This is a genomic window from uncultured Microbacterium sp., from assembly GCF_963521695.1.
In the GTDB taxonomy this organism is placed as follows: domain Bacteria; phylum Actinomycetota; class Actinomycetes; order Actinomycetales; family Microbacteriaceae; genus Microbacterium.
The window spans coordinates 1-9,614 of record NZ_CAUQWC010000129.1 but is presented as its reverse complement, the minus strand read 5'-3'; the positions used below and the strand labels follow the sequence as shown (position 1 = coordinate 9,614).

The window sequence follows — 9,614 nt, the reverse complement described above, 5'->3', positions numbered from 1 at the left end:
GGCCGCGCTGTGATGCGGTGGCGACGCGGTGATCCGGGGCCGACATCTCGCCGAGACGGATCGCGGGAACAAATGATCGCACATCCTGGTTTCGTCCAGCGATTCCCATCCGGTGCACAGCGCGCGGCATTAGGGTGACCACAGACGGTGTTTCACAGTTGTCCACTCGGGCAACGACGGAATCAGCAGTGAGGAGGGCCCCCAAATGATCCTGGTTCGTCAAGAGATCGGCGAAGTCCTGCGTGACCTCCGCCAGCAGAAGGGGCGCACCCTCCGCCAGGTGGCCAGCCGCGCGAGCGTGGCCCTCGGCTACCTCAGCGAGGTCGAGCGCGGTCAGAAAGAGGCGTCCAGCGAGATCCTTGCCTCCGTGGCCGAGGCCCTCGACGTTCCGATCTCGACCATCATGCGACAGGTCGGCGATCGCCTTTCGGTGCTCGAGGGCCTGCAGACCTTCCCCGACGTGGTGCCCGATGAGCTCGTCGCGTCGGTCGAGCCCGAGCTGTCGCTGCGCTGATCCGTCTCGAGCATGCGTCGTAGCGAATTCGATCGCGCCGTCGCCGACGAATTCGGCGTGCGCGGCGGGTCGCTGTTGAGCGATCTGGTCCTCTCCGCCGTGGGCGGTCGGACCAGCATTGACGCCCTGGCGGCGGGCGTCGATCCGCGCGAGGTCTGGTTGGCGCTCTGCGAAGAGACCGACGTGCCCGACGATCGCCGATACGGCGTCGGCCGGCTGGAGCCGCGTCGTTCCTGATCGATTCGTAGGCGTCCGACAACCACCGAGCTGCTGCAGGCCGTGGAGGGTGAACCCGCGGCGCGAGGTCTCGCGCGGCGGTGCGTCCGGGAGGCTTCGAGCGGCAGCGGGTGCGCGAGTCACGTGATCGCCGTGCGGGGCGCGCCGGTGGCATGAACAGTGGAGCCGCGGCGGTGTACCCGTCGGCCGGCTGCGGTGTCGTGGTGCCCGTCGGCTGACGCCGCAGCGGGCGTTCGTAGCGCGACGTCTGTCGTCGGTGTGCAGTCGCGTGCACGCGCGTCGGACTCGGGATGTCAGCCGTCGCAGCCGGGCCCGGAACATTCGTACATAATTTCCCGGCGTGTCCTCGAAACTACGTTCGAGCCAGGCGTAGGCTCCTTCACAGCAGGGAAAGTGACGTGTTCGTCCCCAGACAGGCGGCGTTCCGACACCAATGTCGGAGGCCCTCCCTAACGTGGAGAACGTCGAACGACACCTGAACGCCTTGTCGGACTGACCCACCGTCGGTGGGAGGCACGACAGCCTATAGGCGACCGGAACGCGAGCAGAAAGAAGATGTCATGCCCTCACCCGCAGAGCGCGAGAAGGCCCTCGAGTCGGCCCTCGCCCAGATCGACCGTCAATTCGGAAAAGGCTCGGTCATGCGACTGGGCAGCGACGAACGCGCCCCGATCGAGACCATCCCCACCGGATCCATCGCCCTCGACGCCGCGCTGGGGATCGGCGGGCTTCCGCGCGGTCGCATCATCGAGATCTACGGGCCGGAGTCGTCGGGTAAGACGACCTTGACCCTGCACGCCATCGCCAATGCGCAGCGCGCCGGCGGCATCGCGGCGTTCATCGATGCCGAGCACGCACTCGACCCCGAGTACGCCAAGAAGCTCGGCGTCGACATCGATGCCCTCCTCGTGTCGCAGCCCGACACCGGCGAGCAGGCGCTCGAGATCGCCGACATGCTGATTCGTTCGGGCGCCATCGACCTCGTCGTCATCGACTCCGTCGCGGCGCTCGTTCCCGAGGCCGAGATCAAGGGCGAGATGGGTGACTCCCACGTCGGTCTGCAGGCCCGCCTCATGTCGCAAGCCCTTCGCAAGCTCACCGGCGGTCTGAGCAACACCAAGACGACGGCGATCTTCATCAACCAGCTCCGCGAGAAGATCGGCGTGTTCTTCGGCTCGCCCGAGACCACCGCCGGCGGAAAGGCGCTCAAGTTCTATGCGTCGGTCCGTCTCGACATCCGCCGTATCGAGACTCTGAAGGACGGCACCGAGGCAGTGGGCAACCGTACCCGCGTCAAGGTCGTCAAGAACAAGATGGCCCCGCCCTTCAAGCAGGCCGAATTCGACATCATCTACGGAGTCGGCATTTCCCGAGAAGGCAGCCTGATCGACTTCGGCGTCGAGCACGGCATCGTCAAGAAGTCCGGCGCGTGGTACACCTACGACGGCGAGCAGCTCGGCCAGGGCAAAGAGAACGCCCGCAACTTCCTCATCAAGAACCCTGACATCGCCTCCGAGATCGAGACGAAGATCAAGACCAAGCTGGGCATCGGCGTGGCTCCCGTTGCTGCTGTCGAGGCCGCTCCCGCGGACGACGAGCTGGCTGCACGTCGCCCGGCGTGATGACAGACGACGGTGACGGTTCGGGTCGTCGCCCGTTCTACGGAGCGGGCGACGACCAGGGGACCAACGGAGCGCGTGACGTCCACGGGACCGGCGGAGCGTCGGGTGGACCCGATCAACGCGGGCGGACTCTTCGTGGTCTGCCACGTACGGCCGATGATGCCCTCGCGCCGGTCATCCCCCTCTTCGGTTCCCGGGAGCGGTCGTCCTCCGCGCACCCATCGCTCGGGCGGCAAGCCGGTGATGCGTCCGCAGACGTCGCCGATGCCTCGGGCGGGCAGGTCGCGAGGCGTCCTCGCCTGCGGCCCCTCCGAGATCTCGGAGGGGCAGACGACGTGACCGGGCACAGCGCTGCGCCGGCAGAGTCGGATCCTCCGCACGGCGATGCGCGAGCCGGCGGCGACGCTGTCACTGCGGCGGACGAGATACGTCAGCACGCCGAGGCCGTGCTCCTGCGCAAGCTGCGGTCGAGGTCGTTGTCGCTCTCCGAAGCCCGAGGGGTGGTGCGTGGCACGGAGGGTGCCGACGACGTCCTGGCGGACGAGATCGTCGACCACTTCGTGGACCTCGGTTATCTCGATGACACGACGTTCGCCGAGCAACTGGCGATGTCGGCCGTCGAGAAGCGGGGAGAGGGTCGCCGCGCTGTGGCCGAGACGCTGCGCAAGCGCGGCATCCCGCGAGACGTCGCGGAGGCGGCACTCGCGGCGCTGCCCGATGATGACGCCGAGCGTGCACTCGAGTTCGCCCGGTCGAAGGTGCGCGCGGTCGAAGGTGTGGAGTATGAAGCGGCGCTCCGTCGCCTGGCAGGACAACTGGGCCGTCGCGGTTATCCCTCTTCGGTCGCTCTGACAGCAGCCCGCTCCGCCCTGGCGGAAGCGGGCATCGGCCGGTCGCGTCCAGTCGCCCGTCCTGCCTCAGGCGTGCGTTTCACTCCCGACGAGTGAGGTGTGTCGCCGCCCCGGCGGGCGGCTTCACTCCCGACGAGTGAGGTGTGCTGCCGTCCCGGCGGGCGGGGAGCGCCGTCGTCCGCTCGGTAGCGGGGGACCCGACGTTCTTGTCGCCGCCCTCGTCAGCGGCGGCCGTCGGCTGCGTCGTCGTCCGCTTCCGCTCGGCCTCAGCGGCCACCATGCGCCCCAACTCCCTGCGGGAGGCGGCACCCACCTTGGCGCGCGCCTGATAGATGTGCGACTCCACCGTCCGCACCGACAGGAACAGCCGCGTCGCGATCTCGCGGTTCGTGAGCCCCTCGTCGGCCATCAACGCGATCTCGTGCTCGCGCGCGGTCAGTTCGGCCGTCGCCGCGCCGATCTCCGGCGGGCGGGGGAAATCGATCACGGCGTCGGGTTGTTGTCGGCGCACGTCACGCGTCGACCACAGCGCATGCAGGCGGAGTTCGTCGACCGGGAGTTCCTCCTCGACGGTCGATCGCGCCGACGCGCGACGGACCGCTTCGGCCGCGAGAGGCAGGTCGGTCGTCGCGGCGAGTTGAACGAGCTCGTCGACCTCGTCCTCGCTCGCGGCCCCCAAAGCGGTCAGTCGGAACAGGTCGCGGATGCGCAGGGCCGCCGCGGAGCGTCCTCGTGTCAGCTCCGCCGCACCGCGCGCTGCGACGCGGGCGGCGTCGTGGCGTCCCTCTGCCGCGAGGATGGTCGTCTGCACGTAAAGGCTGCTCCGACGCAGCAGGGGGATGCCGCGGTCGTCCAGACGCATGACGATCGCGCGAGCGTCGTCGAACCTGCCGGCCAAGGCGAGTTCCTCCGCGACGCTCAGTTCGATCATCGTCGTATCGAGATCGGCGACGGCCGACGGCGTGCGCGACATCGCCGACGCCAACTCACGGCGTGACTCGACGGCCCGCCCTGCTCCGGCGAAAGCGATCGCGGCCGCCGCGCCCGCCAGGCTCAGCTCCGCCCCGTCGCCCTCACGCGCGGTCCTCGCCAGCTCGCGTTCGAGGCGGGCGTGCACGACGGCTCCGTCGGCTCCGGCGATCTGGTGACCCGCCAGCATCGAGATGAGAGCCGTGAGCCGGTCGCGTGCAAGGAGCCCGTCGTCGACGTATCGCGAGTCGAGCATGCGCTCCGCAGCGCGATAGCAAGCTCGCGCGCGCCGCCAGCAGCCGGCGATGGCCTCGGCCGTGCCCGCCGCCACGAGGGCGCGCAGGCGTGCCGCCGGTGCCGCCGACACCTCCGCCGCGGCACGTCCCGCGGCCTCGGCAGCGGCGGTCCACTCCAGTCGCGCTCCTGCGCGCGATGCTTGTGCGAGCAGATCATCGACGCGGGATTCCGCGAGAGCCCGGTCGTGAGAGGTTTCTCCACGCCAGTCGTGCCCTTCATCCGAGGCGTCGCCCCGGGTCATCCGACGGCGCATCTCGATGTCACCACCGTCGTCGGTCTCGCCCACGCCGACCGGGACGCGAGCGCGGGCGGCGAGCTCGGCTTCGAGTCGAAGCGCCGGGACGTCCGCCGACCTCAGCCCCCGCGCCGCGTATGCGGCGGCGTGTGCGGCGTCGCCGCGATCATTCGCCTCGCGCGCGGCATCCAGGGCGATGCGCGCCCGGACCGCCGGGGGATGAGCGGCCTCGCCCGAGAGCTCCGGCCCGAGACGATGCCAGCGCTGCGCGACCGTGACGGCGACGGCGGAACTCCACCACTCGTCGGACTCCGCGAGCATCCGTCGACCCGCAGCATCGACGAGGGCGTCGACTCGGGAGACGCCGAGCCGGCGTTGCGCCTCCTGAGCGATCAGGTCGTTCGCGGTGAGGCGACGCTCGGGCGAGGGATCCGCGTGAAGGAGCCCGCGCGCGATGAGCGCGTGGAGGCTGTGGACCTCGAAGAACCGGGTCGCCACGGCCGTCTCGAGATGAGGGAGGCGGCGGATGCCGGCGAGGCTCTCGAGATCTTCTGCGGGCATCTCGGACATGTGCCGTTCGAGCGCGATGGCGAGTCGACTATGAGGGGCGATCGTGCGGAACGCCTCCAGCGGATCGCGACCAACTCGCGCGTCCGCGATGGCGTGCAGGACGAGACGTCGCAGGAGTGCCCTGGAGCGGTCGGCGCGCCACACGAGCGCCGCGCGGGTGGGGCTGTCGAGGAGCCCGGCTCCGGGGAACACGTCGATGAGTCGGAACGCATCCTCGTCGTCCAGTTCGGTGAGATCGACGCGTCGCGCCAATCCCTCGACCCAGAGGTCCCTCAGGCCGCGACGCGCTCCGCCCGCGTCGTCGGGCGCCTCGACATCCCGCGGACGGGCGGTGCGATGAGCGAGAACAGCGGTCAGTCTCCGAGCGGCCACGGACCGGGCGATCGCCCGCGCCGAGTCCGCGTCGAGCAGCTCGATGTCGTCGACGATGAGCACGCCGTCCATGACCGTGTGGTCGTCCGAGGGTGTCCGCAGCATCCCGAGCGCGGGGTCGGCGGCGGCGTCGACCGCGCCGAACGGCTGCTGCGTGAGAGCCGATGCGGTGTGCAGGACGATGGCTCGACCCCCGAGGCGCGCGATCTCCGCGGAGATCCCGCGCAAGAGATGGCTTCGGCCGCTTCCGCGGGGACCCGCCACGACCAGTGAGGCCCCATCCAGGACGCGCGCCGCCCACGCCCCTGCATCCCGATCCGCGCCGATCGCTTCCACCGAGCGCAGCTTCCTTCGGTCGCTGTCCATGCTTCCCTCCGGCACCCGTTGATAAACGCTAACGTCGCGGGCCCGCGCGGGACGTCCGGCGCACGCACGCTTATGCCCGGATCGCGCCACCGGAGGCCCGGGCAGAGACCTGGCGATCCGCGCGGCTCCAGAACGGGCCGCTTAGACTTGCACGCATCATGACCACCCCCGTTTCCTCCCCGACGCTGATCGAGCCGTCCTCCGCCGCCCAGGGCGCGCAGGGTCCGCGCACGTACGAAGTCCGCACCTTCGGATGCCAGATGAACGTGCACGATTCCGAGCGTCTTTCCGGTTCGTTGGAGAGCGCGGGATACGTGCGCGCCGATGCCGACGTCGAAGCCGACGTCGTCGTCATCAACACGTGCGCCGTCCGCGACAACGCGGCGGGCAAGCTGTACGGCACCCTCGGTCACCTGAAGTCGCGCAAAGACGCGCACGCGGGCATGCAGATCGCCGTCGGCGGGTGTCTCGCCCAGATGGACAAGGATGCCGTGCAGCAGAAGGCCCCGTGGGTCGACGTCGTCTTCGGCACGCACAACATGGGGTCGCTGCCCGGCATGCTCGAGCGTGCGCGGCACAACGGCGAGGCCGAGCTCGAGATCCTCGAATCGCTGGAGATCTTCCCCTCCACCCTCCCGACCAAGCGCGACTCGATCCACAGCGGCTGGGTCTCGATCTCGGTGGGGTGCAACAACACCTGCACGTTCTGCATCGTGCCGAGCCTGCGCGGCAAAGAGAAAGACCGCCGCCCGGGCGACATCCTCAACGAGATCCGGCTGCTCGTCGACGACGGCGCGATGGAGGTCACGCTGCTGGGCCAGAACGTGAATTCGTACGGCGTCGAATTCGGTGACCGTCTCGCGTTCGGCAAGCTGCTGCGCGCCGCCGGTGAGATCGACGGTCTCGAGCGCATCCGGTTCACGAGTCCCCACCCCGCAGCCTTCACCGACGACGTCATCGCCGCGATGGCGGAGACCCCGTCCGTCATGCCGCAGCTGCACATGCCGTTGCAGTCCGGCTCCGACCGCATTCTCAAGGCGATGCGCCGGTCGTACCGGAGCGAGAAGTTCCTCGGCATCCTGGACCGTGTGCGCGAGCGCATCCCCTACGCGGCGATCACGACCGACATCATCGTCGGCTTCCCCGGCGAGACCGAGGAGGACTTCCAGGAGACCCTGCGCGTGGTGGAAGCCTCTCGCTTTTCAAGCGCCTTCACCTTCCAGTACTCCATCCGCGAGGGCACGCCGGCGGCGACGATGGCCGACCAGGTGCCGAAGGCCGTCGTGCAGGAACGCTACGAGCGGCTCACCGCCCTGCAGGACCGGATCGCCGCAGAAGAGAACCGCAAGCAGCTCGGTCGCACCCTCGAGATCCTCATCTCCGCCGGCGAGGGCAAGAAGGACGCCGAGACCCACCGCCTCACCGGCCGCGCCGAAGACAACCGGCTCGTGCACGTCGAGGTGCCCGCCGGCTCACCCGTGCCACGACCCGGCGACGTGGTCTCCGCGACGGTCACGCACGCGGCACCCTTCCATCTGCTCGCCGACTCGCCCGACGGCGCGCCCCTGCGGATCCGTCGCACGCGCGCGGGAGACGCCTGGGACCGCTCGCAGGCCGAGTCGTGCGGCGTGCCCGCGCCCGCCGGCGAAAGTGACGTGCCGCGCGCAGTATCGCTGGGTCTTCCCACCCTCCGCGTCGGCGTGTGACCGCGCCGGTCCTCTGGGCGGTCGTCGGTGCGACGGGGACCGGCAAGACCGGCCTCTCGCTCGACCTCGCCGACGCGCTGGCCGCCCGCGGGCGCCGCGCCGAGATCGTCAACGCCGACGCGATGCAGCTGTATCGCGGCATGGACATCGGCACCGCCAAGATCCCTCTCGCCGAGCGCCGTGGCATCCCGCACCACCTCTTCGAGGCGCTCGCGGTGACCGATGAGGCCGCGGTCGCCTGGTATCAGGATGCCGCCCGCACGGCCATCGGCGACATCCACGACCGTGGCGCGGATGCCATCCTCGTCGGGGGGTCGGGCCTGTACGTCTCGAGCGTGCTCTGGGACTTCCGCTTCCCCCCGCGCGACGAGGCGCTGCGCGCACAGCTGGAGGCGGAGCTGGAGGCCGCGGGGGCGGGTGCACTGTACGCGCGGCTGCGGGACGCCGACCCGGCCGCAGCCGATCGCATCGACCCGCGAAACGGACGCCGCGTGGTGCGGGCCCTGGAGGTGCTGGCTCAGGGCGGCGAGACGCACGGCGGCGCGCTTCCGAGCGCGCCAGAGTTCTGGCATCCTCGCACGCGCATCGTCGCCACCGCGATCGATCGAGATGAGCTCGTGCCGATGCTCGATGCACGTGTCGAGCGCATGTGGAAGCAGGGCCTCGTCGACGAGGTGCGGGCGTTGCGCGCGGACGGCCTCGAGCGGGGCGTGACCGCCGGGCGGGCGATCGGCTACGCGCAGGCCCTCGGGCAGCTCCGCGGCGAGCTCACGCGCGAGGAGGCCGTCGCCGAGACGCAGGCGCTCACCCGGCGTTACGCCCGCCGCCAGGTGTCGTGGTTCCGGCGCTACGCCGAAGCCGAATGGGTCGACGCGCGAAGCGTGGATGCCGTCGGCTTGGCATCCGGCACGCGAGAGTACCCGTGACGGCCGAGCGAGGCAGGCGGCGGTCCGCTCGTCACCGACCGTCCCGGGTCGCCTGAGCACGGAGAGGGTGCGCGCGGCTCCGTAGACTGAACGCATGGCGACTCTCCCGTTCACCAAGGGCCACGGCACCGGCAACGACTTCGTGGTGGTGGCCGATCCCGACGGCGAACTCGACCTGTCCGACGCGCAGGTCGCGGTGTTGTGCGACCGTCACTTCGGCATCGGCGCCGACGGATTGCTGCGGGTCGTCCGCACGACGGCGATCGTCGAGGGCGCGGATGCCGCGGCATCCGGCGCCGAGTGGTTCATGGACTACCGCAACGCCGACGGGTCGATCGCCGAGATGTGCGGCAACGGCACCCGCGTCTTCGCGCGATATCTCACCGACACCGGTCTCGCGTCGATCGACGAGGGGCTGCGCATCGGCACCCGCGCCGGGGTCAAGACGCTCACGCGCAGCGACCGTGGTTTCGAGGTCGACCTCGGGGCCTTCGCGGTAGAGGCCGATGAGACCCTCGTCCGCGCCAAGGGTCTGTCGGTGGCGCGCCCGGGCGTCGGCATCGACGTGGGCAACCCGCACGTGGTCGTCGCCCTGTCGTCCGACGCCGAACTCGACGGTCTCGATCTCGCGTATCAGCCGGTGCTCGATCCCGCTCCCCGGCACGGCGCCAATGTGGAGTTCGTCGTGCCGGCTGATCCGCTCGTGCGCGACGGCGTCGGTGCGATCCGCCTGCGGGTGTTCGAGCGCGGTGTCGGAGAGACACTGAGTTGCGGCACCGGCGTGGCTGCGGCCGCGCTCGCCGTGCGGCACTGGGCGGGTCCGGCAGCCCCCGACCACTGGGTGGTCGACACCCCGGGCGGCACGCTGGGTGTGCGCGTGTCCGGCGGGCGGGTGTTCCTGTCGGGTCCCGCGTCCCTGGTCTTCACCGGCGAGGTCGCGCTCGCCTGA

General features: G+C 70.2%; 8 protein-coding genes. 7 read left to right on the top strand and 1 reads right to left on the bottom strand.

Translation table 11 applies throughout. The annotated features are described in order from the left end of the window. The first annotated feature begins 205 nt into the window (after positions 1 to 205). The 4 genes from RWP81_RS10525 to RWP81_RS10510 all read left to right on the top strand — a co-directional run bounded on the left by RWP81_RS10525 (position 206) and on the right by RWP81_RS10510 (position 3,320). On the top strand, positions 206 to 514 hold the full coding sequence (locus tag RWP81_RS10525) for a helix-turn-helix domain-containing protein (RefSeq protein WP_055957830.1): 309 nt from the start codon (positions 206 to 208) through the stop codon (positions 512 to 514). 12 nt (positions 515 to 526) lie between these two features. Then, positions 527 to 751 carry a DUF3046 domain-containing protein gene (locus RWP81_RS10520; RefSeq protein WP_314455872.1) on the top strand — a complete coding sequence of 75 codons (225 nt, stop codon included), beginning with the start codon at positions 527 to 529 and terminating at the stop codon, positions 749 to 751. A gap of 560 nt (positions 752 to 1,311) precedes the next feature. Then, the gene (recA, locus tag RWP81_RS10515) at positions 1,312 to 2,373 is read left to right on the top strand and encodes a recombinase RecA (protein WP_314455870.1); all 1,062 of its coding nucleotides are present in this window, start codon (positions 1,312 to 1,314) and stop codon (positions 2,371 to 2,373) included. Positions 2,374 to 2,819: 446 nt separating this feature from the next. Then, positions 2,820 to 3,320, top strand: coding sequence for a regulatory protein RecX (locus RWP81_RS10510; protein ID WP_314455868.1), 501 nt, complete (start codon positions 2,820 to 2,822; stop codon positions 3,318 to 3,320). On the opposite strand, the gene RWP81_RS10505 is transcribed toward RWP81_RS10510, so the two are convergent. After that, positions 3,304 to 6,033, bottom strand: coding sequence for a LuxR C-terminal-related transcriptional regulator (locus RWP81_RS10505; protein ID WP_314455866.1), 2,730 nt, complete (start codon positions 6,031 to 6,033; stop codon positions 3,304 to 3,306). The genes RWP81_RS10510 and RWP81_RS10505 overlap by 17 nt on opposite strands. A 158-nt stretch (positions 6,034 to 6,191) precedes the next feature. Between RWP81_RS10505 and miaB the strand changes: the two genes are divergently transcribed. The 3 genes from miaB (at position 6,192) to dapF (ending at position 9,614) form a co-directional block, all read left to right on the top strand. Beyond that, entirely contained in the window at positions 6,192 to 7,739 is a 1,548-nt protein-coding gene (miaB, locus tag RWP81_RS10500) for a tRNA (N6-isopentenyl adenosine(37)-C2)-methylthiotransferase MiaB (RefSeq protein WP_314455863.1), read from the top strand. Then, positions 7,736 to 8,665, top strand: coding sequence for a tRNA (adenosine(37)-N6)-dimethylallyltransferase MiaA (gene miaA, locus RWP81_RS10495; RefSeq protein WP_314455861.1), 930 nt, complete (start codon positions 7,736 to 7,738; stop codon positions 8,663 to 8,665). Before miaB ends, miaA begins: the two co-directional genes overlap by 4 nt. A 94-nt stretch (positions 8,666 to 8,759) precedes the next feature. After that, entirely contained in the window at positions 8,760 to 9,614 is an 855-nt protein-coding gene (gene dapF / locus RWP81_RS10490; RefSeq protein ID WP_314455859.1) for a diaminopimelate epimerase, read from the top strand.